This is a genomic window from Vibrio sp. 10N.222.55.C6 (genome assembly GCF_041473395.1).
GTDB lineage: Bacteria > Pseudomonadota > Gammaproteobacteria > Enterobacterales > Vibrionaceae > Vibrio > Vibrio crassostreae_C.
The window spans coordinates 1-235 of record NZ_JBFRSD010000940.1; the positions used below are offsets into that span (position 1 = coordinate 1).

The 235-nt window shown below is 37.4% G+C and carries 1 protein-coding gene; it reads right to left on the reverse strand.

Annotation, left to right across the window (positions count from 1 at the left end):
* Positions 1-54 precede the first annotated feature (54 nt).
* Positions 55-235 (reverse strand): hypothetical protein (locus AB4486_RS26955; protein ID WP_372119843.1); only part of this gene is annotated, 181 nt, incomplete at its 5' end.

Consider the following 235-nt stretch of genomic DNA (forward strand, 5'->3'; position numbering starts at 1 on the left):
AAGCTTAAGTTTCATTCGATTAGATCCTAATGAAATACATTATAAATGGAATTGTCATTGGGGGGATGACCGGAAATGACTGTGATAGTCATAGCCAGCCATAATAGCGATTGGCATTAGAAAGAAACACGAAAGGGTGATAGCCGATTCGTGCATGTTTTCATTTTGAACAGAAACTAAAAGATAGGGAAATGGGGTTAAAAATGGACTAATTACTTCTCGTTCGAAGCTATCC